At 72.5% G+C, this 24,252-nt stretch carries 20 protein-coding genes and 1 tRNA gene; 3 read left to right on the top strand and 18 right to left on the bottom strand.

The window, feature by feature from the left end; all coding sequences use genetic code 11:
• Positions 1 to 337: 337 nt before the first annotated feature.
• A complete protein-coding gene (locus V6U86_RS32025; RefSeq protein WP_334510015.1) occupies positions 338 to 832 on the top strand; it encodes an N-acetyltransferase in 495 nt (164 codons plus the stop codon).
• A 216-nt stretch (positions 833 to 1,048) separates the two neighbouring features.
• Here the strand turns inward: V6U86_RS32025 and V6U86_RS32030 are convergent.
• The 9 genes from V6U86_RS32030 to ald form a co-directional block, all read right to left on the bottom strand.
• Positions 1,049 to 1,122: transfer RNA gene (locus V6U86_RS32030), tRNA-Pro, on the bottom strand.
• 192 nt (positions 1,123 to 1,314) lie between these two features.
• Entirely contained in the window at positions 1,315 to 2,715 is a 1,401-nt protein-coding gene (gene der, locus V6U86_RS32035) for a ribosome biogenesis GTPase Der (protein ID WP_334510018.1), read from the bottom strand.
• A gap of 76 nt (positions 2,716 to 2,791) precedes the next feature.
• A complete protein-coding gene (cmk, locus tag V6U86_RS32040; protein WP_334510020.1) occupies positions 2,792 to 3,472 on the bottom strand; it encodes a (d)CMP kinase in 681 nt (226 codons plus the stop codon).
• A 194-nt stretch (positions 3,473 to 3,666) separates the two neighbouring features.
• On the bottom strand, positions 3,667 to 4,437 hold the full coding sequence (locus V6U86_RS32045; RefSeq protein WP_334510022.1) for a pseudouridine synthase: 771 nt from the start codon (positions 4,435 to 4,437) through the stop codon (positions 3,667 to 3,669).
• Positions 4,424 to 5,443 (bottom strand): SMC-Scp complex subunit ScpB, encoded by a 1,020-nt coding sequence (gene scpB / locus V6U86_RS32050; RefSeq protein WP_334510025.1) that lies wholly within the window; start codon positions 5,441 to 5,443, stop codon positions 4,424 to 4,426. Before scpB ends, V6U86_RS32045 begins: the two co-directional genes overlap by 14 nt.
• A complete protein-coding gene (locus tag V6U86_RS32055) occupies positions 5,436 to 6,476 on the bottom strand; it encodes a segregation and condensation protein A (protein WP_334510027.1) in 1,041 nt (346 codons plus the stop codon). The genes scpB and V6U86_RS32055 overlap by 8 nt, the downstream gene beginning before the upstream one ends.
• 41 nt (positions 6,477 to 6,517) lie before the next feature.
• Positions 6,518 to 7,441, bottom strand: coding sequence for a ParA family protein (locus V6U86_RS32060; RefSeq protein ID WP_030334877.1), 924 nt, complete (start codon positions 7,439 to 7,441; stop codon positions 6,518 to 6,520).
• Positions 7,442 to 7,620: 179 nt separating this feature from the next.
• Positions 7,621 to 8,601, bottom strand: a complete 981-nt coding sequence (locus V6U86_RS32065; RefSeq protein ID WP_334510031.1) for a site-specific tyrosine recombinase XerD — start codon at positions 8,599 to 8,601, stop codon at positions 7,621 to 7,623.
• A gap of 23 nt (positions 8,602 to 8,624) precedes the next feature.
• Entirely contained in the window at positions 8,625 to 9,740 is a 1,116-nt protein-coding gene (gene ald / locus V6U86_RS32070) for an alanine dehydrogenase (protein WP_334510034.1), read from the bottom strand.
• A gap of 291 nt (positions 9,741 to 10,031) precedes the next feature.
• Between ald and V6U86_RS32075 the strand changes: the two genes are divergently transcribed.
• Positions 10,032 to 10,304, top strand: a complete 273-nt coding sequence (locus V6U86_RS32075) for a TM2 domain-containing protein (protein WP_442935041.1) — start codon at positions 10,032 to 10,034, stop codon at positions 10,302 to 10,304.
• A gap of 87 nt (positions 10,305 to 10,391) precedes the next feature.
• Here V6U86_RS32075 and V6U86_RS32080 read toward each other — a convergent pair whose 3' ends face one another.
• The 9 genes from V6U86_RS32080 to recN all read right to left on the bottom strand — a co-directional run bounded on the left by V6U86_RS32080 (position 10,392) and on the right by recN (position 23,128).
• Complete coding sequence (locus V6U86_RS32080) at positions 10,392 to 10,991, bottom strand: NUDIX hydrolase (protein WP_334510038.1); 600 nt, start codon at positions 10,989 to 10,991, stop codon at positions 10,392 to 10,394.
• Positions 10,988 to 12,739, bottom strand: coding sequence for a CTP synthase (locus V6U86_RS32085; RefSeq protein WP_334510040.1), 1,752 nt, complete (start codon positions 12,737 to 12,739; stop codon positions 10,988 to 10,990). Before V6U86_RS32085 ends, V6U86_RS32080 begins: the two co-directional genes overlap by 4 nt.
• A gap of 163 nt (positions 12,740 to 12,902) precedes the next feature.
• The gene (locus V6U86_RS32090; RefSeq protein WP_334510042.1) at positions 12,903 to 15,317 is read right to left on the bottom strand and encodes a hypothetical protein; all 2,415 of its coding nucleotides are present in this window, start codon (positions 15,315 to 15,317) and stop codon (positions 12,903 to 12,905) included.
• The gene (locus tag V6U86_RS32095; RefSeq protein WP_334510045.1) at positions 15,317 to 16,486 is read right to left on the bottom strand and encodes a glycosyltransferase family 4 protein; all 1,170 of its coding nucleotides are present in this window, start codon (positions 16,484 to 16,486) and stop codon (positions 15,317 to 15,319) included. Before V6U86_RS32095 ends, V6U86_RS32090 begins: the two co-directional genes overlap by 1 nt.
• On the bottom strand, positions 16,483 to 18,168 hold the full coding sequence (gene murJ, locus V6U86_RS32100; RefSeq protein ID WP_334510046.1) for a murein biosynthesis integral membrane protein MurJ: 1,686 nt from the start codon (positions 18,166 to 18,168) through the stop codon (positions 16,483 to 16,485). Before murJ ends, V6U86_RS32095 begins: the two co-directional genes overlap by 4 nt.
• 1 nt (position 18,169) lies before the next feature.
• Positions 18,170 to 19,036 carry a hypothetical protein gene (locus tag V6U86_RS32105; protein ID WP_334510047.1) on the bottom strand — a complete coding sequence of 289 codons (867 nt, stop codon included), beginning with the start codon at positions 19,034 to 19,036 and terminating at the stop codon, positions 18,170 to 18,172.
• A 67-nt stretch (positions 19,037 to 19,103) separates the two neighbouring features.
• On the bottom strand, positions 19,104 to 20,045 hold the full coding sequence (locus tag V6U86_RS32110) for a copper transporter (RefSeq protein WP_334510048.1): 942 nt from the start codon (positions 20,043 to 20,045) through the stop codon (positions 19,104 to 19,106).
• A gap of 27 nt (positions 20,046 to 20,072) precedes the next feature.
• Positions 20,073 to 21,251: a putative cytokinetic ring protein SteA gene (gene steA, locus V6U86_RS32115; RefSeq protein ID WP_091407271.1), complete on the bottom strand. Its 1,179-nt coding sequence runs from the start codon at positions 21,249 to 21,251 to the stop codon at positions 20,073 to 20,075.
• A 119-nt stretch (positions 21,252 to 21,370) separates the two neighbouring features.
• The gene (gene recN / locus V6U86_RS32120; RefSeq protein WP_334510072.1) at positions 21,371 to 23,128 is read right to left on the bottom strand and encodes a DNA repair protein RecN; all 1,758 of its coding nucleotides are present in this window, start codon (positions 23,126 to 23,128) and stop codon (positions 21,371 to 21,373) included.
• A gap of 89 nt (positions 23,129 to 23,217) precedes the next feature.
• On the opposite strand from recN, the gene V6U86_RS32125 reads away from it, so the two are divergent.
• Positions 23,218 to 24,237, top strand: coding sequence for a helix-turn-helix domain-containing protein (locus V6U86_RS32125; protein WP_334510052.1), 1,020 nt, complete (start codon positions 23,218 to 23,220; stop codon positions 24,235 to 24,237).
• Positions 24,238 to 24,252 lie beyond the last annotated feature (15 nt).

Raw genomic sequence — 24,252 nt, forward strand, 5'->3', positions numbered from 1 at the left:
ATATCCGCTGGTGAATACCAGTCGGGACGGCCGGATTCGAACCGACGACCCCTTGACCCCCAGGACGATTCGCCACACGTCCACGTACGTCACGCACGCTATCCCACGATCAGGCCGTGCAGTCGACGGCATGCCGGACACCATCGCGCACACCGTGAGGTCCCCACCTGGTCCCCAAAGCGCTGACACCCTCGGCGACTGCAACACGCGATTTAGGAAGTGCGGACCCAGCCGGAAGTCGCACGGCGGCGGCCTAGCTTGACCTGCCTCGCCACACTGGCCGCCACGTCCAGGCGCCTAGATCATCCCGCGTCGACCGGTTGTAGCCTCGACCCCTATGAGTTGGCTGCCTGAGGACTTCGTCCACCCCGTCTACGTACCCGTGCCCAACACCGCGCTTCACCTACGGCCGATCCGGGAGGCGGACACCGCGATCGACTACCCCGCCGTGATGGGCTCCCGAGAGCGCTTGTGGGAGATCTTCGGCCCGGCCTGGGGTTGGCCCAAGGAGACGATGACCTATGAAGAGGACCGCATCGACTTGCTGCGGCACGAGAAGGAGATAGCCGCGCACCAGTCGTTCAACTACGCGCTGCTGGACGACGAGGAGACGACGATCTTCGGCTGCGTCTACATCGATCCGCCCGAGCGCACCGGCTCCGACGGAGAGGTCTCCTGGTGGGTGGTGGACGACCTCGTAGGCAGCGAGGTGGAGCGCGCGCTCGACGCGCTGGTGCCGCAATGGATTGCCGCCGACTGGCCCTTCCAGCAGCCCCGCTATCTGGGCCGCGACATTACTTGGCAGGACTGGCTCGCGCTGCCGCGCGTCTAGGGAGGCCATCGGCCCGGCCCAGGTCCGGCATCGTCAAGGCGGCCCGCGACGGGGCCGCCTTGACGATGCGAAGAGAGCAATTCGGCGGGCAACAGGGCTGGCCACATGGCTTGACCAGCGGTCAAGCAGCGCTAGACACACTCCAACTTGACTGATCTTGGTCCCCAGAACGGCGAAAGGGCCGACCCGATTTCCGGATCAGCCCTCTGACCTGCGTCGGGACGGCCGGATTCGAACCGACGACCCCTTGACCCCCAGTCAAGTGCGCTACCAAGCTGCGCCACGTCCCGCCCCCGCGTGGTTTCCCCCGCGGCAGCCGGTACAGCTTAGCGCAGCACTCTCGGGTCGCCCGCACAGGCCCCACCGGCGTCGCGTGGTAACCGAACCACCGCACACCCCCTAAAGCGTCCTAGGAGGGTGGGGTAGGAGAAATGCCGGATGGGCGGGAGGGCCCATCCGGCATTTCGACAGAACAGGGTGGGTCAGCCGTGCGCCTTGCCTCTGCCGCCGGGGCCGAGCTTCTTGCGCGGGCGTACCGAGATTTCGATCGGGCTGCCCTCGTACCCGAATTCCTCGCGGAGCTTGCGCTCGACGAAGCGCTGGTAGCCGGCGTCCAGCGGACCGGTGGTGAAGAGCACGAACCGTGGCGGCGCCACGCCGGCCTGCGTCGCGAACAGGATCCGCGGCGCCCGTCCACCTCGCACCGGGTGGGGGGTGGCCTGCACCAGCGCGGTCAGCCACTGGTTGAGCTGCGCGGTCGGCACGCGGGTTTCCCAGCTGGCCAACGCCTTGTTCAGGGCGGGGGCCAGCTTGTCCACGGCACGGCCGGTCATCGCCGACAGGTTCAGCCGGAGCGCCCAGGGGATGCGGCGCAACTCCCGGTCGATTTCCTTGTCCAGGTAGTACCGACGGTCGGCGTCGACCAGGTCCCACTTGTTGAACGCGATGACCAGCGCCCGGCCCGACTCGGTCACCATCGACAGGATCCGCTGGTCCTGCTCGCTGATCGGTTCGCTGGAGTCCAGCAGCACCACGGCCACCTCGGCGGCCTCGATCGCGCCGGCGGTGCGCAGGCTGGCGTAGTACTCGGTGCCGCTGGCCTTGCCGACCCGCTTGCGCAGTCCGGCCGTGTCCACCAGCTGCCAGGTCTGACCGCCGATCTCGACCAGGCTGTCCACCGGGTCCACAGTGGTGCCCGCCACCGAGTCGACGACCGCCCGCTCCTCACCGGAGAACCGGTTGAGCAGGCTGGACTTGCCGACGTTCGGCCGCCCGACCAGCGCCACCCGGCGCGGTCCGCGTGGGCGGTTCTCCACGATCGCCGGTGCCTCCGGCAATGCGGCGAGGATGGCGTCCAGCAGGTCGCCGGAGCCGCGTCCGTGCAGCGCGGACACCGGGAACGGCTCACCGAGACCGAGCGACCACAGCGAGGTCGCCTCCATCTCGATGGAGTTGTTGTCGGCCTTGTTGGCCACCAGGATCACCGGCTTGGCGCTGCGCCGCAGCATCTTCACCGCTGCCTCGTCCACGTCGGTGGAGCCCACCATCGCGTCGACCACGAAGAGCACCACGTCGGCGGTGACGACCGCCGTCTCGGCCTGCGCCGCGATGGCCGCGGCCCGGTCCTTCGCGTCCGGCTCCCAACCGCCGGTGTCCACCACGGTGAACGCCCGGCCGTTCCACTGCGCGTCGTACGGGACCCGGTCGCGGGTCACACCGGGAACGTCCTCGACGACCGCCTGCCGGCGACCGATGATCCGGTTGACAAGCGTCGACTTGCCGACGTTGGGGCGGCCAACCACGGCCACCACCGGCTGCGGGCCGCTCGGCTCCTCGACGGCGACGTCGGGCTCGCGCAGCTCCACCCAGGAACCCTCGCTCATGCCACTCCTCCGCTTCGCTCCGGAGCGCCATGAGGCACAACCACGCCGAGCCCGATGATTCGCTCGCTCCGCTCGCTCATGCCACGCTCCGCTCGGTGAGCAGGTCGCGCATCCGCGCCACGACCTCGTCGATGCCCAGCTCGGTGGTGTCCAGCACGACCGCGTCGGGCGCCTGGGCCAGCGGGTTGACCTTGCGGGTCGAGTCGAGACGGTCCCGCCGCGCCAGGTCGGCGGCCGTGGCCGCCACGTCGGCGGCGTCCTCGGCGCTGCGCCGGGCCGCACGGGCCGCCTCGGAGGCGGTCAGGAAGACCTTCAGGTCGGCGTCCGGCGCCACGACCGAGCCGATGTCGCGACCCTCGACCACCATCCGACCAGCGTTGGCGATCATCTCGCGCTGCCGGCTGACGAGCAGCTCACGAACAGCCGGTACGGCGGCGACGGCGGAGACCGCTGCGGTCACCTCGGCGCCACGGATCTCCGCGTCCACGCCGACCCCGTCGACGGTCACGCCGTACCCCTGCGGGTCGGTGCCGATGCGCAGGTCGACCTCGCCGGCGACCTTGGCCACCGACGCGGCGTCGGTGAGGTCCACGCCGGAGCGCAGCACGGCCCACGTGATCGCCCGGTACATCGCTCCGGTGTCGAGGTAGCGCGCACCGATGCCTGCGGCGAGCCGCCGCGACACGGTTGACTTACCCGAACCGGACGGCCCGTCCACGGCGACCACACATCGCCCGAACCGTACGTTTTCCTCCACCGTGTCCTCCTCAGCCCGTACCTCACGGATCGCCCGGTGAGCTGGCGCCGCAAGCGGTTGTCAATCGTCATCAATCATGCCGGGTCGTCTGGCGAACCCGCGCGCGACGCCGCCGGGGGCGACCCGCGCCACCCGGGCGGCCGCGTCCCGGCCGTCGGTGGAGCCTACCGGCTGCCGTACCCCGAACTCGGGGGTCAGTCACCCACCGCGGCGAACAGGGCGGCGACCTCGGCGTTGGTCAACCGCCGGAGCCGGCCGGTGCGCAGTTCACCGAGCCGGATGGGGCCGATCGAGGTACGCACCAACCGGGTGACCGGGTGCCCGACCTCATCCATCAACCGCCGGACGATGTGCTTGCGACCCTCGTGCAGGCTCAGCTCCACCTGGGCGGATTTACCCAGAGTGTCCACCACCTTGAACGAGTCGACCTTGACCGGCCCGTCCTCCAGCTCGACGCCGGCCAACAGCCGCTTGCTCAGGTTGCGCGGGATCGGCCCGACCACCTCGGCGAGGTAGGTCTTCAGCACCTGGTACGAGGGGTGCATGAGCTTGTGCGCGAGGGTGCCGTCGTTGGTGAGCAGCAGCAGCCCCTCGCTGTCCGCGTCGAGCCGCCCGACGTGGTAGACCCGCTGCTCCAGCCGCGCGCCGATGAAGTCCGCCAGCTCGTTGCGGCCCTTGTCGTCCGCCATGGAGGTGACCACCCCACGCGGCTTGTTCATCGCCACGTAGACCAGCCGAACGTCGACCTGGAGGCGCTCCCCGTCCACGTGGATCACGGAGGTGGCCGGGTCGACCTTGTCGCCGAGCTTGGCGACCCGCCCGTCCACCGTGACCCGGCGGCGGAAGATCAGGTCTTCGCAGGCGCGCCGGGAACCCACGCCGGCGGCGGCGAGCACCTTCTGCAGGCGCTCAGCCCCCTCGAACACGGGGGCGTCGGGTTTGGGGACACGGTTATCGGGTCGCATCAGCAAGCTCTTCTACGTCGTCGGGCAGGAAGGGTGCGAGGGGCGGCAGCTCGTCGACGGTGTTCAGCCCGAGCTTCTCCAGGAACAACGTGGTGGTCCGGTAGAGGAACGCCCCGCTGTCCTGTTCGGTGCCGCACTCCTCGACGAGGCCACGGGTTACCAGCGTACGGATCACCCCGTCGCAGTTCACACCCCGGATGGCTGAGATTCGCGAACGGGTCACCGGCTGCTTGTAGGCGACCACGGCGAGCGTCTCCAGCGCCGCCTGGGTCAGCCGCACGGACTGCCCGTCCAGCACGAACCGCTCAACGTACGTAGCGTATTCCGGCCGGGTGTACAGCCGCCACCCGCCGGCCGCCCGGCGCAGCTCGAACCCGTGCCCGGCCGCGGTGTAACCGGCGGCGATCTCGTCGAGCATCGGCCCGACCCGCTCGGCGGGCTGCTCCAGCACCTGGGCGAGGACCAGCTCGCTGACCGGCTCGTCGACGACCAGCAGGATCGCTTCCAACGCGCCGCGCAGCTCGGCGTCGGACAGCTCGGGCGCGGGCTCCGGCGCGGCCGTCGCCCGCCGCCGCCCCGCCGGCTGCTTCCGGGGTACGTCCGCAGCGCCGCCCGACTCCCCTGCCGTGTCCTCCGTCACCGCGGCCGTGGGCGGCGTCACCGAACCCAGGTCCGATCCCGCCCGATCCGGCGTCAACGCGCCGAGGTCGGGCTCGGCCGTGGCCGGCGTCACCGGAGCGAACTCCGTCGCCGCAGGGTCCACCTCGTCCGAGGCAACCCCGTCCGGGTCTGGCTCTCCCGGGCCCAGGTCCGGCTCGCCGGAGCCGGCGGCGGATTCGGCCTCCGGTCGGGGCGGTGCCGCTCCGGGCTCGTCGGTGTCCGGTGGTGCGGCTGACTCGTCCGGCGGCGCGGGGGTGTCGGCGGCGGGCGGGCGAGGGCGGTCCCACGGGGGCACCCAGGCGGCAGCCTGGTCGGCCAGCGAGTCCCGGCGTTCCTCGTCACTCATCCCGTGCACCCTCCGTCGTGTCCGCCCCGTCCCGCCCGCCGGCCCCGCCCACCGGCTCAGGCCCAACCCTCGCCGGCTCAGGCCCAACCCGCACCGACTCAGGCCCAACCCCCGCCGACTCAGGCTCAGCCCGCACCAGCTCAGGCTCAGCCCTCGTCTGCTCCGGGTCGTCGGCCGGGGTGCCGGCGTACTCGTCGACGTGCAGTTCGGTGTCGCCGTCGGCCGGGCCGGTCCAGCGCACGGTCAGCTCCTCCAGGGCCTGCTCCTGCACGAACGACACCAGCCCCTCCCGGTACAGCTCCAGCAGCGCGAGGAACCGGGCCACCACCTCCAGGGTGGCTTCGCAGTCGGCGCAGAGCAACGAGAACGTGGCCGTGCCGGCCCGGCGCAGCCGGGCGGTGAGGATGGCCGCGTGTTCTCGGACACTGACCCGGACCATGTGCACGTGGGCGATCGAGACCTCCGGCACCGGCTTCGGGGTCATCGCCTTCACGGCCAGCTTCAGCAACCGCTGGGGGCCGATGCCGAGCACCAGATCGGGTAGCGCCTCGGCGTAGCGGGGCTCCAGGCTGACCGCCCGCGGATAGCGCCGGCCGCCGACGGCTTCCAGCTCGGCGATGTGCGCCGCCGCTTCCTTGTACGCCTTGTACTGCAACAGCCGGGCGAAGAGCAGGTCCCGTGCCTCCAGCAGCGCGAGGTCGGCCTCGTCCTCGACCTCGGCGGCGGGCAGCAGCCGGGCCGCCTTCAGGTCGAGCAGGGTCGCGGCGATGAGCAGGAACTCGCTGGCCTCGTCCAGGTCCCAGTCGTCGCCCATCGCCCTGATGTAGGCGATGAACTCGTCGGTGACCGTGTGCAGGGCCACCTCGGTGACGTCGAGTTTGTGCTTGCCGATCAGTTGCAGCAGCAGGTCGAACGGGCCGGTGAAGTTGGCCAGCCGCACCGTGAAGCCGGTGGCAGCCGCTTCGGCGGGCTGCGCACCGTCGACCACGGCCGCAGCGGCGGTCTCGGGCGGGTCGAGGGGTGGCGCGGTCACCGGACGACCGTAGTCCACGAGACGGGCACCGGGCGTTCCGGCTACCGCTCCGACTGGGCGGCGATCACCTCGCGGGCCAGCTGACGGTAGTTACGTGCCCCGGAGGACGCCGGGTCCATCGTCGTGATGGGGGCACCGGCCACGGTGGACTCGGGGAACTTCACCGTCTTGGTGATGACCGTCTGGTAGACCTTGTCGCCGAACGCTTCCACCACCCGTTGGAGGACCTGGCGGCAGTGCGTGGTGCGGCTGTCGTACATGGTGGCGAGGATGCCTTCGAGCTCCAGGTCGAAGTTGAGCCGCTCGCGCACCTTGTCGATGGTGTCGAGCAGCAGTGCCACACCGCGCAGGCTGAAGAACTCGCACTCCAGCGGGATGAGCACACCGTGCGCGACGGTCAGCGCGTTGATCGCCAGCAGGCCGAGCGACGGCTGGCAGTCGATCAGGATGTAGTCGTATTCCTTGCGGACCGTGCGCAGGACCCGGGCCAGGGCCATCTCCCGGGCGACCTCGTTGACGAGTTGGATCTCGGCGGCGGAGAGGTCGATGTTGGCCGGCAGCAGGTGCAGGCCCGCAACGTCGGTCTTGATCAGGACGTCTTCGGCGGTCACGTCGTCCTGCATGAGCAGGTTGTAGACGGACAGGTCGAGGTTGTGCGGGTTGACGCCCAGGCCCACCGAGAGGGCGCCCTGCGGGTCGAAGTCGACCAGCAGGACCTTGCGGCCGTATTCCGCGAGGGCCGCACCGAGGTTGATGGTGGTGGTCGTCTTGCCGACCCCACCCTTCTGGTTGGCCATCGCGATGATGCGCGCGGGGCCGTGCCGGTCGGTGGGCATCGGCTCGGGGATGGGCTTGCGCATCGTGTAGGCAGCCGGGTCCGCAGGACCCAGGTCCGCGCCGAGCGTGGCCTGCTGCTCGCGGAGCTCCGACGTCCAGGTCTCGGCACGGTCACCGTTGCCAGCCATGTGCTCGTTGCCCCCTCCCGACGACCCACCCGGCGTCGGAGCCGTCCGACGTCCTTCGCGGCGCCGCTGCGCACCCCGGCCGTGTCGCTCCAGGAGGTCCGCGCCGATGCCGACTGTACGCCACCGACCAGCAGGGGGTTCGGCACCGGCCCGGCGTGTCGGCGCCGACCGCGACCGGTTCAGCCCTGGGCGCGGGGGTGGGCGGTGGCGTACACCTCGCGCAACCGCTCCACGGTGACCAACGTGTAGACCTGGGTGGTGGTCACCGAGGCGTGGCCGAGCAGCTCCTGGACCACCCGGACGTCGGCGCCGCCGTCGAGCAGGTGGGTGGCGTACGAGTGGCGCAGGGTGTGCGGGGACACGGCGGCCGGCCCGACGACGGGCAGCCCGGCCCGGTCGGCGGCGCGGCGCAGGATGCCCCAGGCGCCCTGGCGCGACAGCGCGCCGCCACGGGCGTTGAGGAACACCGCCGGGGTGCCCCGACCGGTGGCGGCCAGGCCGGGGCGGGCCCGGACCAGGTAGGCGCGGACCGCGTCGACGGCGTACCCACCGATGGGCACCAGCCGCACCCGGCCGCCCTTGCCGCGCAGCAGCACCGTGCCCTCGTCGGTGTCGAGGTCGTCCACGGCGGCGCCGACCGCTTCGGAGATGCGCGCGCCGGTGCCGTACAGGAACTCCAGCAGCGCCCGGTCGCGCAGCGCCAGGGGCGCGTCGTCGCCGGTCGCGGTGATCGGGCCGGCGGTTTCCAGCAGCCGGACCACGTCGTCGACCGGCAACGCCCGGGGCAGCCGCCGGGGCGGCGTGGGCGGGCGGACGTCGCGGCTCGGGTCGGCGCCGGCCAGGCCCTCGCGCAGCGCGAAGCGGTGCAGGCCGCGTACCGCGCTGGCCGCGCGGGCGGCGGAGGAGACGGCGAGGGGCGGGTGTACGTCGTCGCCGGCGCGTAGTCGCGCCAGGTGCGACTCGACGAGGCCGGCGCCGACCGACGCGAGGTCGGCGACGCCGGCATCGACCAGGGTCGCGAGATAGCGGTCCAGATCCCGACGGTACGAGGCGAGCGTGTTCGCGGAGAGGCCACGTTCGACGGTCAGGTGGTCGAGGTAGCCGCGCACGGCACGGCGCAGCGCCGGCGCGGGCGGTTCGCCCACGCCGGCGGGGTCCATGCCGCTGGTCAGCCCGCCACCGTTCAGGCCAGCGCGTCGGCCAGCGGGAGCACGTCCATGCCGTGCGCCTCGGCGACCGGGCCGTAGGTGACCTGACCGGCGTGGGTGTTGAGGCCCAGCGCGAGGGCCGCGTCGTTGCGCAGCGCCTCGCGCCAGCCCTGGTTGGCCAGCTCCAGGGCGTACGGCAGGGTGACGTTGGTCAGCGCGTACGTGCTGGTGTTCGGCACCGCGCCGGGCATGTTCGCCACGCAGTAGAAGATCGACTCGTGCACCTTGTAGACCGGGTCGGCGTGCGTGGTGGGGCGCGAGTCCTCGAAGCAGCCGCCCTGGTCGATGGCGATGTCGACGAGCACGCTGCCCGGCTTCATCCGGGAGACCAGCTCGTTGGAGATCAGCGTCGGGGCCTTCGCGCCGGGCACCAGCACCGCGCCGATGACCAGGTCGGCGTCGAGCACGGCCCGCTCGACCTCGTACGCGTTGGAGGCGACGGTCTGCAGGTGGCCGCGGTAGATCGCGTCGGCCTGCCGCAGCCGAGCGACGTTCTTGTCCAGCAGCAGCACCTCGGACTGCAGGCCCAGCGCGATCGCGGCGGCGTTCATGCCGGAGACGCCGGCGCCGATGACCACGGTCTTGGCCGCGTACACGCCGGAGACACCGCCGGGCAGCACACCGCGCCCACCGCCGGTACGCATCATGTAGAAGGCGCCGACCTGCGGGGCAAGCCGGCCGGCCACCTCGGACATCGGGGCGAGCAGCGGCAGCGACCGGTCGGGCAGCTCGACTGTCTCGTACGCGATGCCGGTGACCTTCCGGTCGATCAGCGCGTCGGTGCACTCCTTGGACGCGGCCAGGTGCAGGTAGGTGAAGAGCACCTGCCCCTCGCGCATCCGGTGGTACTCCTCGGCGATCGGCTCCTTGACCTTGAGCACCAGCTCGGCGGTCTCCCACACCTCGTCGGCGCTGGCGAGGATCTTCGCGCCGGCGGCGGCGAACTCCGCGTCGGTGATGCTGGAGCCGACCCCGGCGCCGGACTCGACGAAGACCTGGTGGCCGCTGCGGGTGAATTCGTTGACGCCCGCTGGCGTGATCGCCACGCGGTACTCGTGGTTCTTGACCTCGCGTGGGATTCCGACCTTCACGATGCAGACACCTCTCTTCGGGGCGGCTCTCCCCCGACTGCTCGGTGCCGCGACGGCCCCTTTGCCACCGCGGTACACCTCTCCCGCGGCGGCAGTCTAGGCCCGCCCAGCGCCGCCACGAGCCAGCACACTGGCATCCGGTACGCGGGTGTCCTGACGAAGTGTCAGGGCATCACCCGGATGCACGGCCGAGCGTCACCTCAGCCGACAGGACAGTGTTTCACCATTATCGTCCCATCTGCCGGGTGGCGGTGCGGACAGCCGGCGAGTGGATCACTAAGGTGTCCGCCCATGACCACTCCTCCTTATCAGCCCGGCTACCCCCAGCCGGGGTACCCCCAGGGCGTCTCCGACAAAAGCAAGGTCGTCGCGGGCGTCCTCGGCATCCTGCTCGGCGTCTTCGGCGCCGGCCGGTTCTACATGGGTGACATCAAGATCGGCGTGCTGCAGCTCGTCGTCAGCCTGGTGACCTGCGGCTTCGGCAGCCTCTGGGGCCTCATCGACGGCATCCTCATCCTGGTCAACGGCGGCACGGACGCGCAGGGCCGTCCGCTGCGCGACTGACAGACCAGACAGCGAAAGGGGCCCCGCGGCTGACCGCGGGGCCCCTTCGGCGCGTACTCCCCCCACCGGCTGGACCGGCGGCGACGCTCAGCGCGGCAGCGGCGCCTGCGCCCGGCGCAGAGACGTGAAGCCGGTGTCCCGGGCGCGGGCCGCGGCCAGCAGCCCGGCCACCGCCGCAGCGTTGGTGATCTCACCGGCCAGGACCATGGCGACCGCCTCGTCCAGGTCCATCCGGACGACCTGGAGATCGGCCTCCTCGTCGTGGCGCTCGTGCCGCTCGTCGGCCGGCACGTCGGCGAGGTCCCGGGCCAGGAACACCCGGACGATCTCGTTGGTGAACCCCGGCGAACTGTGCAGGTCGACCAGCACGTCGACCCGCCCGGCGGTGAGGTCGGCCTCCTCGGCCAGCTCCCGCAGCGCCGCCGCCGGCAACTCCTCGCCGGAGACGTCCATCAGACCGGCCGGCAGCTCCCACAGGTGCCGCCCGACCGGGTGCCGGTACTGCCGGATCAGCACCACCTGGCCGGCGTCGTCGAGCGCCACCACGGCCACCGCCCCGACGTGCCGGACGAGGTCACGCAGCCCGGTCCCACCGCCCGGCATGGTCACCTCCTCGGTGACCACGTCGAAGATCCGCCCCCGGTACCGCTCCTGCCGGGAACGCACCTCGTAGCGGTGCTCGCTCACGAGGTGGACGCCGCTTTCGTCGCGGCGCCGTTGCGGGCCGCCTTGCGCGTCGTCGGGGCCTCCGCCGCCGCGTCCAGGTCGACCGGCAACTGGTCGGCCTGCGAGTACGCCACCGCGGCCTTGACGAACGAGGCGAACAGCGGGTGCGGGCGGGTCGGGCGGCTCTTCAACTCGGGGTGCGCCTGGGTGGCCACGAAGAACGGGTGCAGGCTGCGGTCCAGTTCGATGAACTCGACCAGCCGGCCGTCCGGCGAGGTGCCGGAGATGTGCAGGCCCGCCTTGGTCAGCGCGTCCCGGTAGGCGTTGTTCACCTCGTACCGGTGCCGGTGCCGCTCGCTGATCTCGGTGCTGCCGTACGCCTCGGCGACGATCGAGCCCTCGGTCAGCGTCGCCGGGTACGCGCCCAGCCGCATGGTGCCGCCCAGGTCGCCCCGGCCGGCGACGATGTCCTCCTGGTCGGCCATCGTGGCGATGACCGGGTGCGCGGCCTGCTCGTCGAACTCCAACGAGTTGGCGCCGTCCAGGCCGGCCAGGTGCCGGGCCACCTCGATGGTCATGCACTGCAGGCCGAGGCAGAGGCCCAGCAGCGGGATGCCGGCCTCGCGGGCGTACCGGGCGGTGCCGATCTTGCCCTCGATGCCGCGTACGCCGAAGCCGCCCGGGATGAGGATGCCGTCCACGCCCGCCAAGGCCGCCGCCGCCCCCGCCGGGGTGACGCACTCGTCGCTGGGCACCCACTTGATCTGCACCCGGGAGCGGTTACCGAAGCCCGCCGCCCGGATCGCCTCACTCACCGACAGGTACGCGTCGGGCAGGTCGACGTACTTACCGACCACCGCGACGGTGACCGTGTGCCGGGGGCGGTGCACCCGCTCCAGCAGGTCGTCCCAGCTGGTCCAGTCCACGTCCCGGAAGGAGAGGCCGAGCCGGCGCACCACGTACGCGTCGAGCCCCTCGCGGTGCAGCACCTTCGGGATGTCGTAGATGCTCGGGGCGTCCGGGGCGGCGACGACCGCCTCGGCGTCCACGTCGCAGTAGAGCGACAGCTTCTCCTTGAGCTTCACCGGGATCTCCCGGTCACAGCGGAGCACGATCGCGTCCGGTTGGATACCGATGTTGCGCAGCTGCGCCACCGAGTGCTGCGTCGGCTTCGTCTTCAGCTCACCCGAGGGCGCCAGGTACGGCACCAGCGAGACGTGCAGGTAGAAGCAGTTGTCGCGGCCCAGGTCGTGGCGGACCTGGCGGATCGCCTCCAGGAACGGCAACGACTCGATGTCACCGACCGTGCCGCCGACCTCGGTGATCACCACGTCGGGGAGCTGGCCGTCCTCGTCCGGATCACCCATCCCCACGATCCGAGACTTGATCTCGTTGGTGATGTGCGGGATGACCTGGACGGTGTCGCCCAGGTATTCCCCCCGCCGCTCCTTGGCGATCACGTCGGAGTAGATCTGGCCGGTGGTGACGTTCGCCTTGCCGGACAACGCCCGGTCGAGGAAGCGCTCGTAGTGCCCGACGTCGAGGTCGGTCTCGGCGCCGTCCTCGGTGACGAAGACCTCACCGTGCTGGAACGGGTTCATCGTCCCCGGGTCGACGTTCAGGTAGGGGTCGAGCTTCTGCATCACCACGCGCAGCCCGCGCGCGGTCAACAGGTTGCCGAGGCTGGAGGCGGTGAGGCCCTTACCCAGCGAGGAGGCGACGCCCCCGGTGACGAAAATGTGCCTGGTCGTCCGTGCTGATGGGGCCAAGGCCTGCTCCCGTGTCGTCTGTCGCGGTCATGCAGACCGCCGTGCTTGATCAGCAAAGTGATCACGCGATCCACGGGATTCGACGGTAACACCTCCCGGGCGGGTACTCGCAGGCCGCACCCCGGCTACGACACCTCCGGGACATCCGGACGGGGCCCGCCGCTCAGGGCGCGGCAACCTCCGTCGATGACTTGGAGACCTGCCGGGGCGGTACGGGCACCGGCGGCGCGACGTCCGGCGTCGACCCGCTCGCGGTCGGGTCGGCGCGTTCGTCGGCGTCCCCGTGGCGGTCGCCCGGCGTCTCGGGTGCCGGTTGCGCGACCGTCGCCGGTGCGCTCGCGGGCGGACCGCTGATCGGTCGAGGGTGCACCGCGTCCGACGGCCCACCGCCACCGGTCGGGCCGTCATCCCCACCGGCCGGGCCCACCCCACCCGGCCCCGACTCGTCATCGGCGCTGTTGGCGCGGGAGCGGTCCGGTGCCGGGCGGGTCCGGTCCGCGGCGTGCCCGAGCACCCGCAGCGACGCCAGGGCGGCCATCGGCACCACCAGGGCGGCGGCAGCGCCCATCACATCCAGTGCCGCGCCGTCGAGCACACCACCGAGCACCGCGGCGACCACGGTGCCGGCCAACGCGGCCCGCACCGCCGGGTAGATGCCGAGCAGCCGCATCAGCCCACCCCAGGGCTGCAACAGGGCGAACCACACCAACAACCCACCGGCCAGCGCCAACACCGTCAACGGGCTGTTGACCAACGTCTCGAAATTCTCCGTGCTGGACCGGTGCACGGCGAACCCGCCCGTGCCGTCACCGAGCGCGGAGAGGAACCGGCCCAGGCTGCCCCGCTCCGCCGCGGGACGCCGCAGGTCCACCACGGCGAACCCGATACCGACCGCCAGCGCGGCCATGGCCGCCCAGGCCAGCCGGCTGATCGTCAGCCAACCGCCGGCGCTGATCACGGCGGCGGCGCTCACCCCGGCGGTGAGCGCGATCGCGCCGACCGGGTCGGCACCCAGGTACGGGCTGCCGACCACCACCACGGCGAGACCACCCACCGCCACCATCACCGCCGGTCGCCAACCCCGGTGCACCCGCTGGGCGATCCAGCCGCCGGTGAGCAACGCGCCGGCGAGGAACACTCCCAACCCCACCGTGCTCAGCCCCGCGTACCGGCCGCCCTGCAACGCCGAGTAGCCGACCACGCTGTTGAGCTGAAGGTGGGCCCCGGTGAGCACGTCCAGCCCGACCACGAGCGTGGTGAGGCCGGCCACCGCGCCGAGCGGCCCGAGGGTGCCCGCGTACCCGGGTGCGAACCGCACCGCCGCGGTGCCGGCGGCCACCAGCAGCGCGGTCACCCCGGCGAAGATCCACCCGGGGTGTCCGCCGCGCCACCAGGGCACCGCGTCGGCCAGCAGCGCCGCCGGCATCGTCAACGCCGCGGCGACCAGCAGCAGCTCCACCACCGCCACGACCCGCTTGGAGACGGGCGTCGGGCCGGCCGGGCCGGCGTGCGGACGCGCCCGACGCAGCAGCGGCAGGATCGCGAGCGCCAGCAGCACCTGCATCGCGGCGAGCAGCGCGAAGAACACACCGGAGACCTCCCGCTGGGCGGCCGCCTCCCGGTCGGCGTTCGCCGGCGCGTCGATGGCCTCAACCAGGTCGGCCGGACGGCCGCCGGCGCTGATCGCCGGGCGGCCGAGGAAGAGCCGCTCCGGCATGGGCCGGCCCAACGCGGCGAGGGCGGTCGGCGCGAGGTCGACAAGCTGCAGGTACCCGTCGCGTCCGGTGCTGGCCGAGGTGAGCCACCCCCGCTCCCAGCCCGGCCCGTCGGCGACAGCCACGTGCAGCCGCGACGGCTGGTCGGTGTCGGAGATCCCCGCGACCAGCACCAACGACCGCGGGGGTCGCGCCGCCAGCACCCGGGCCAGCTCGGCGTCGGCCGCGCGGGCCTGCTCGGCGCGGGCCGTCGGATCGGCTGCCTCGACCGTGCCGAGGTCGACGATGCTCAACACACACGAACCGAGCAGCGGCCGCGGGTCGGCTGGCAGCTGCGGGGCGTACCGGTCGACGCGGCCGAACGGTCGGGCGGCGGCCACGGCCGCGCCCGGACCCACGGCGACGGAGCACCGCACCGACTCCGACAACGAGCCGGGCAGCGCGCCCCAGGGCAACCGCTGCTGGTTGTACTGGACCACGCTCTCCTGGTCGGGCAGGTTCGCGCCGATGCCGTCCGGTTGTTCCACAGTCACCGGCGCCGCCGGGCAACCATCGGCCGCCCGGCTGCCGTTCCACGCGGCGAAGCTGCCCGCACCCAGCGTCAACCAGCCGTCCACCGGGCAGGTGGGCAGGTGCGCGGAGCGCACCGACAGGGAGCCGATCGACCCGTCCTGGGCCATCCGCCACAGCGTCGGGGTGCGCTGCGCATCCACGTCCTCCCAGCGCAGCCCCGCGATCCCGGCGAGCACCACGAAGTCGGCGGTGCGTTGCGGGGTGCCCCGGGGTGGGCGGGCGGCGAGCGCGGTGACGCCCAACGCCACCACGAGCACTGTCAACAGGGCGGGGGCGATTCGGCGCAGCATCACCGGTGTCCCGTTCTCGGGGTGTCGGAGTCCGGGGCGGCCGCCGGACCGCCCAGATCCCCGGTCAGTTCGGCGTAGAGGGCGACGAGCGTGGCGACGGTGTCCGCCTCGGTCGGCCACGTGGCCGCCCGGTCGACGCCACGCCGACCCAGCTCCGCCCGCGCCTCCGGGTCGTCCAGCAACGCGCGTACGGCCGCGTCGAGGGCGTCCACGTCGCCGGCGGGGACCAGCGTGGCGGCGTCGCCGACCAGATCCGGGAGCCCACCGACGGCGGTGGCCACCAGCGCGACACCGGCGCGCAGCGCCTCCTGGGCGAAGAGCTGCCGCGCCTCCCAGTCGCTGGTCACCACCGCCAGGTCCGCGCCGGCGAGCAGGTCGGCCACGTCGGTACGGTGCCCCAGCAGGGTCACCGGCGCGCGGGCGGCGGAGGTCCGTGCGGCGAGCGGCAGATAGGCCGGCCCGCTGCCGGCGATCACCACGACCGGCGGCGGGGTACGGGTACGCCAGCGGGCCGCCGCGTCGATCAGCACGTCGTAGCGCTTCTGCGGGTGCAACCGACCGACCGAGACGATCAGCGGCTGGTCCGGGCGGACACCGAACTCGGCGCGTACCGCCGCCGGGCGTCGACGTGGCGCGGGCAACGTCGGCGCGGCGACCGGGGCGAGCCGGGCGTCGGCGGCGCCCACCTCGGCGGCCCGTCGCACCAGGTCCATGGAAGCGCCGAGCGCCACCCGCACACCCCGGGCCACCACCCGTTCGACGAGCCGGGACACCCCACCCCGCAGCCCGCCCGCGAGCACCGCGTTGTGCCAGGTGACGATCAGCGGGGCGGTCGGACGGGCCAGCACGGCGACCAAACCGGCCCGCAGGCCGTGCGCGTGCACCACGTCGACGCTGGCGGCGGTGAGCACCCGACGCAGGACGAGCACCGCCCGGGCGTCGGCCGGAGTCGGGCTGGCCGGGATCTCCACCGGCTCGAAACGCGCGCCGACACCGGTGAAGTCGAACTGCTCCTGGGTCGCCGCGGGCCCGCAGACCAGGACGGTGGCGCCACCCGCGACGAGGCCACGGGCCACCGAGCGGACGTGCTGGCCGACGCCACCGGTGCTGGACGCGAGCACCAACGCGACAGTGCCCGACCAGTCGGCAGGCAGAGCTGGCTCAGTCATCGCGCCGCCGTCTCCTTCCCGTCGCCCCGCTCCGCGGAGCCCGCGCCCGGTGTCGGCGCATCGCCGGACGGCCCCCGCCGGCCCAGACGCCGCAGCACCCCGGCGAGCAGTGGCTGTACGTCCCGCCGGTCGACGAACCAGACCACGGCGAGGAACACGACCCCAACCAGAACCCCGGACAGCATGCCCTGACCGAACGCCGCCGCCATCGTCGGGGTGTCGTCCGGCGTGGCGAGCCAACGGGTGAGGCCCCACCCAGCGAGCCCGGCGAGCAGACCGGCGAGGCCACCGGCCGCCCCGGCCCGTGCCGCGCCCGCCAACGCGGAACGGCCGGCGCTGCGCAGCACCGCCAGGAGCAGCAACGCGCCGAGCACCAGCATCCCCACCGAGTTCGCGGATGTCACCGCGAGCACCCGGTCCCGCAACGGCAGCACCGCACCGAGCAGCAGGACGACGGCCGGCACCACCAGGAAGCCGACCGCGGTGGCGACTGTCGCCGCCCGGGTCTCGCCCCTGGCGTAGAGCGCCCTGGTGAGCACCGCGAAGAGGCCGTAGCCGACCAGGCCGGGGGCGTACCCGATGATCGCGCCAGCGGCGGTCGACGCGGTCTCCGGCGGGAAGAAGAAGTGCCCGACCGGCCCGGCGGTCCCGATCAACGCGGCCGTGCCGAGGCAACTGAACAGGAGCACACCGCGAACGGCCGGTGCCAGCGTCGCCCGGTAGGTGTGCTCGTCACCGGCGGCCCGCGCCGCCGCCAGGGTCGGGTAGGCCGCGACGGCCAGCGGCACCGCCAGCACCGCCCACGGCAGCAGGTAAACGGTCTGCGCCAGGTTGTAGACGCTGGGATTGGTCGCCGCGCCGTACGTGACCTGGTTCAAACTGACGATCAGGGCGATCTGCTGGGTGGCGACGGTGACCGCACCGGCCACCGCCAACCCGCCGACCCGGGCCCGCGCGTCAATGGGGAACCCGAACCCGGGCCGCATCCCCAGGTGCAACCGGCGGACCGGAATCAGCAGGGACAGCGACAGCACCACCACACCGAGGGTGGTGCCGGCGGAGAGCAGCAACTCGCCGCCGGGGCTCACCCCGTCGACGGTGGCGTACCGGCCCTGTGTCGCGCCGAACACGAGGTAGACGACGATGACGGTGAGGCTTGACAGCAACGGGGCGAGCACCGGCCAGGCGAAGCGGCGATGCGCCTGGAGCACCCCGGCGAGCACGATGCCGACCCCGTACAGCGGCAGTTGCGGCGCGAAGACCCGCAGCATCCGGACGCCGCTCTGCTGCTGGGCGGCGGTCAACCCGTCGCCCAGGAGTCCGATGACCGGGCCGGCCGCGAACACCACGAGCAGCGCGAGCGGTACCAGCAGGGCCAACGTCCAGGTCAGCAGCGCGCCGGTGGTTCGGGCAACGGCCGTCCGGTCGCCGGCCACGACCGCGCCGGCCAGCAACGGAACGACGAGGCTGGCCAGCGCTCCCCCGGCGACGATCTCGAAGATGAAGTTCGGCACCGCGTTGGCCACCACGTAGGTGCCGCCGAGGTCGGTGTGGCCCAGGCCGACGGTGAACACGGCGGTGCGGCCGAAGCCGGCGAGTCGGCTGGCCACGGTGAGGACGGCGATGAGCGCGGCTGCCCCGGCCAGCCGGCCGGCGCCGGCGAGGGGTGCCGGTCTGGTCACGTCAGTCGGCGCGTCGGCCCAGTGCGTCGAGTTCGCGTAGCCCCGGGGTCCGCTGGATCACCGCCGTGAAGCTGACCTTCTCGCTGGCGGCGGTGAGCCCGGCGAGGACGGCGAGCAGACCGGCCCGGCCGAGCGGGCCGGTGCGGGCGGCGAGCGCGACGCCGAGCAGCGCCCCGAGCGCGTTCGCGCCACTGTCGCCGAGCATCACGTCCTCGGCCAGGTCGTCGCGGAGCAGACCGGCGGCAGCACCGGCCGCACCTGCGGCGATCCCGCCCTGCGGGCCGCCGGTCAGCGGCGCGGCGAGCAGCAGCCCGGACTTGATCGCCCGGCCCGGTCGCAGATCGAGCAGGTTCAGCAAGTTGGCCGTGCCGGCGATCACGCCGGCGCCGAGCAGCACGTCGACACCCCGGCCGAACGCCCGGTGCCGCTGGCGGCGCGGGTGCGCGGCGACCCGGGGGTCGGCGGCGAGCAACGCGGCGGCGCCCAGCCCGGCGGCGCCCACCCCGACGACCTTGACCAGGCCGGCGGTGATGCGTCCCTCGCGCAGCGCGGCGAGGTGCCCGGCGAAGCCCTTGGCGGCCTTCTGCGCCGGCCGCGCGCCGACCACGTCGTCGTACAGCCCGACGCCGCCCGCGCCGAGCCCGGCGACCAGGGCGGCCCCACCGGCGGCACCGCCGGTGGCACCGAACGCGCCGGCGGCGGCCGCACCGGCGGCGAGCGCCGGACCGGCGGCCAGGCTCACCGTGCGGCCACGGAAGTTGGTGCGCTCCAACGCGGGCCCGGCCGGCGAGGTACGCGCCTCACGCAGCGCGTACCGGGCCGCCGCGGCACCCGCGCCGGCGATCAACAGCCGGCCCAGCGCGCTCACGCCGCGACCTCGCCGGCTCGGTCACGCGCCACCTGATGGGATCCGGACACGGAGGTACGTCGTTCGCTCACTGGGGCAGTCTAGGCAGCAGCGACGGGGCGTTGTCGCCGACGCCGTACTGTCCGGCCTTCTTCTCGGTGAGTTGCTCCACCAGCGCGAGGGTGGTGACCACCTGCCCCTGCACGGTGTTGGCGTTGTCGACCGTGGAGATGGTCTGGGTGAGCACCGGGTCGCCACGGACCACGGCGACCAGATTGCCGCCGACGGAGCCCTTGCCGGCCACCACGATCGACCCGGTGCGGTCGAACTGCTCAGCGATCTTGACGACCGACTCGTCCCGCTTGTCGGAGTCCTTGTCGACGTACGGTTGGCCGCTGACCACGACGACGGCCTCCGCCGAGGCGGTGACCTTGTTGCTGTCGGTGGTCAGGTAGCCGGCGTTGTTGTACGCGGCGAGCACCGCCCGCCGGTCGGCGTCACTGACCGGCGCGACACCCTGGGCGCGGTCCAGCAGGACGCTGGCCAGCAGCGCGCTGGAGGTCTCCACGCCGTGCCCGTTGCCCGGCAGGCCAGCGGTCTGCGCGGTCGGGCGGGCCGCGGTGACGGCCAACTCCAGCAGGTTGGAGTTGTTGTCCGGGTTGATGAACTTGTCCTGCAGGTCGACCTGACCGGTGATGGTGGCCCCGGCCTGCTGGAGCTTCTTGAGCACGCCCTCAGTGTGGTCGCGTCCGTTGGGCAGCATGAGCACCAGCACGCGGCGCCCGGTCAGGGTGCCGGGGAGGATGACCTGGGAGATCTCCTCGGCGAACTCCTCCTCCAGCGCGAGCTGCTTCTCCATGTTGCTGACCTGCTGACGCCAGTTCTGGTTGTCCTTGCGCAGCCCGGTGACCTGTCCCTCGAGCGAGTCGGCGAGCGGACCGTTGAGGGCGGCTGTGCCGACCACCAGGCCGATCGCCAGAGCCAGGAAGACCGCGGTGAGGGACACCACGTGGTAGCGGAAGTTGATCACGCTTGCAGCCTCTTGATCGGTCGGGAACTAGAAGAGCCGGTACAGCTGGAACACGAAATTGTCCCACCACTCGGCGACCACACCCAGGTACGCCTTCCCGACTGTCGACACGGCCACCGCGGACGCCATCGCCGCGATCGCCGACAGCACCAGCAGCAGCAGCGACGAACCGGAGATGCTCTGCCGGTAGAGCCGGCTCACCCCCTTGGCGTCGACCAGCTTGCCGCCGACCTTCAGCCTGGTCAGGAACGTCGAGGCCATCCCGCCGCGACCCTTGTCCAGGAACTCGACCAGGGTCGCGTGGGTGCCGACCGCGACCAGCAGCGAGGCGCCCTTCTCGTCGGCGAGCAACATGGCCAGATCCTCGCTGGTCGCCGCGGCCGGGAACGTGATCGCCGGCACACCGAGGCCGTTGACCCGGGGCAGGCCGGGCGCCCGCCCGTCCGGGTACGCGTGCACGATCACCTCGGCGCCGCACCGCAACACGTCGTCGGTGACCGAATCCATGTCGCCGATGATCATGTCGGGGGTGTAGCCGGCCTCGACCAGGGCGTCCGCGCCGCCGTCGACGCCGATGAGCACCGGCTTGAACTCCCGAATGTACGGCCGCAGCACGTCCAGGTCGGCCTTGTAGTCATAGCCGCGCACCACGATCAGGCAGTGCCGACCCTGCATCTGGGTCTCGATGTCCGGCACCCCGACACCGTCGAGCAGCAGGTCACGTTCCTGGCGCAGGTAGTCCATCGTGTTGGCGGCGAACGCCTCCAACTGCACCGACAGACCCTCCCGGGCGTCAGCCATCGCCTTGCCGACCGACTCGGCGTCCTGCAGGCTGCCGTGGGCCACCGGCTCGTCACCGGCGAAGACCGTGTTGCCCTCGATGCGCACCTGGTCGCCCTCGCGGATCCGCTCGAAGACCCCCTCACCCAGGTCGTCGAGGAGCGGAATGCCGGCGGCGATCAACACCTCCGGGCCGAGGTTAGGGTAACGACCGGAGACCGACGGCTTGGCGTTGAGCACCGCCGCGACCCCGACGGCGACCAGCGAGTCGGCCGCCACCCGGTCCAGGTCGACGTGGTCGATGACCGCGATGTCACCAGGGCGCAGCCGACCGACCAGGCGTTTCGTCCGGCGATCAAGGCGCGCGGTGCCGAGGACTCTGCCCGGTTCGGAGTTCCGATTCCGGCGCAACGTGGGTAGACGCATCGTGACCATCCTGGCATGTGAGGCAGGCTTTTCTGTCGCGACATGCCTGAGCAGGGCCGCCTACCCAGGGAAGCACACACCGGCACAAGCCGGTGTGCTTGCGCTCACAATACGCGGCGTCACAACCGCCTTTCCTTGGCGGCCACAGCCAACAACTCCTCCGCGTGGGCGATACCCAGATCTGAATCGGGCAAACCCGCCAGCATGCGCGCCAACTCCCGAGCCCGCTCGGTGTCCTCCACCACCCGCACCCCGCTGGTCGTCACCGCACCGCCAGTGTCCTTCGCCACCACCAGGTGCCGGTCGGCGAACGCGGCCACCTGCGGCAGATGCGTGACCACCAGCACCTGGTGGCTGCGCGCCAGCCGGGCCAACCGGCGGCCGATCTCCACCGCCGCCTGACCGCCGACCCCCGCGTCGACCTCGTCGAAGACCAACGTGGGCGGGCCGCCCGAGCCGGCGAACACGACCTCGATGGCGAGCATCACCCGGGACAGCTCACCGCCGGAGGCGCCGCGCTGCAACGGCAGCGACGGCGCACCCGGATGGGCCAGCAACCGCAACTCCACCTCGTCGCCGCCGTCCGAGGCGACACCCACCTCGACGCCGTTGACCGCCAGCGTCGGCTCGGCCCGCCCGGCCGGACGCGGCAGCACCGCCACCTCGATCCGCGCGTGCGGCATGGCCAACCCGGCAAGCTCGACGGTGACCTGATCGGCGAAGCGGACCGCCGCCTCCTGCCGAGAGGTGGACACCCGGCCAGCGAGGTCGGACACCTCGACGGCGAGCCGCTCGCCCTCCCGCGCCAACTCGTCCAGCACGTCATCGGACATGTCCAGGTCGGACAGTCGGGTGCGCGCCCGATCGGCCCAGGCGATCACCCCGTCGACGTCGTCGGCGTACTTGCGGGTCAACGCGCGCAGCGCCGCCCGCCGCTCGTAGACGTGCTGCAACCGGGCCGGGTCCGCGTCCAGCGTCGCCAGGTACGCCGACAGCTCCGCGGACACGTCGGTGACCAGCGTGGCCGCCTCCTCCAGGCGGGCCGCCAGCTCACCGAGCGCCGGATCGGTGCCGGACTGCGCCTCCAGGGTCCGCCGGGCGGTGCCGAGCAGCGCCGCCGCGTCCGGGGTCTCGTCGGCGGCCTCCGCACCACCGGCCACACACTGCTGGGCGATCTGCGCGGCCGTCCGCAGGCCCTCGGCGTGCTCCAGCCGCTGCGCCTCGGTCTTCAGCTCGTCGTCCTCACCGGGCTGCGGATCGACCCGGGTGATCTCGTCGAGGCCCAGCCGCAACAGGTCGGCCTCCTGGTTGCGCTCCCGGGCGTTGCGCCGCCGGTCGGCCAGGTCGTCGACCACCCGACGCCACCCCGTGTACGCCTCGCGCAGCGCGTCGAGCAGCTTCTCGTGCGCCGGGCCGGCGAACCGGTCCAGTGCGGCCCGCTGCTCGGCCGGGCGCAGCAGCCGCAGCTGGTCGGACTGGCCGTGCACGGCGACCGCCTGCTCGCCGACCTCACCGAGCATCGACACCGGCATGCTCCGGCCACCGACGTGGGCGCGCGAGCGCCCCTCCACCGTCACCGTGCGACTCAGCAGCACCGAGCCGTCCTCGTCGGGCTCGCCACCGGCGTCGGTGATCCGCGCGTGCACGGCGTCGGCGACCCGCCCGAGCAGCCGCAGCCGCCCCTCCACCACCGCACGGCCGGGTTGGGCGCGGACCCGCCCGGCGTCGGCCCGGCCGCCGAAGAGCAGGCCGAGGCCGGTGACCACCATCGTCTTGCCCGCACCGGTCTCGCCGGTGATGACGTTCATGCCGCCGGTCAACGGCAGCGTGGTGTCCTCGATGACGCCCAGTCCGGTGATGCGCAGCTCTTCCAGCACAGCCACCGACAGTAGACGCGAGGCCCGACACTTGACCAGCCGACGGGCCCGGGTATGGCCGGTACCCGGCCGACGTACAGTTCTGCCCCGTGTTGGACGTGATCGGCCTGACCTCGGCTGAGGAGGAGCTCTACCGCTGCCTGCTCCAGCTCACCACGGCCCGCATCGACGAGTTGGTCCATCGCCTGCACCGACCCCGTGAGCAGGTCGTCGCCCAGGTCGAGGCGCTACGCGGCAAGGGCCTCGTGCAGCCCACCGACAACGACCCGGACGCCCCGCTGCGCCCGACCGCCCCGGACGTCGCCCTCGGCGGGACGCTGCTGCGCCGCCAGGAGGACCTGGAGACGGCCCGCCGACTGGTCACCCAGTTGGCCGAGGAGTACCGCTCCGGGCTGCGCCGGCACCACGTCGAGCACCTCGTGGAGGTGATCACCGGCGCGCGGGTCCTTCGGGACCGGCTGCGCGACCTGCAGAACTCGGCGCGTACCGAGGTGCTCTGGTTCTGCCGGGCCAATCCCCTGGCCATGGCCGGCCCGGAGAATGTCGAGGAGTTCGACGCGCTGGCCCGTGGGGTGAGCTACCGGGCCATCTACGAACGTGACCTGCTGCTGGAGCCGGGCGCGCTGGCCGACCTGGCCAAGGGGGTCGCCGCCGGTGAGCAGGCCCGCGTCCTGGACCGGCTGCCGGTCCGACTGGCCATCGTGGACGCCCGAACGGCAATCTGCCCGCTGGTGCCCGACCGCGACGGCGGCGAACCGAGCGCCGCCGTGATCGGGCGCAGTCAACTGCTCGACGCGCTGCTCGCCCTCTTCGAGAGCCACTGGCGGGTGGCCACCCGGCTACGGCTCGACGACCCGCTCGCCGTCGCGGCGCCGGAGGCTCGTCGGCCGGAGCCCGAGGGTCATCCGGGCGACGGTTACCAGCCCGACGCCGACGAGGCGCGGCTGCTGTCGCTGTTCGTGGCGGGCGTACCGGACAAGTCCATCGCCTCCCAGCTCGGGGTGAGCCGGCGGACCGTGCAACGGCGGATCGCCGACCTGATGGCCGCCGCCGGCGTGGACACCCGGCCCGGGTTGGCGTTCCAGGTCGCCCGCCGCGGCTGGCTCTGACGCGTCCACCCGGGG

Origin of the sequence: Micromonospora sp. CPCC 205558, from assembly GCF_036902955.1 — a bacterium.
Lineage (GTDB): Bacteria > Actinomycetota > Actinomycetes > Mycobacteriales > Micromonosporaceae > Micromonospora.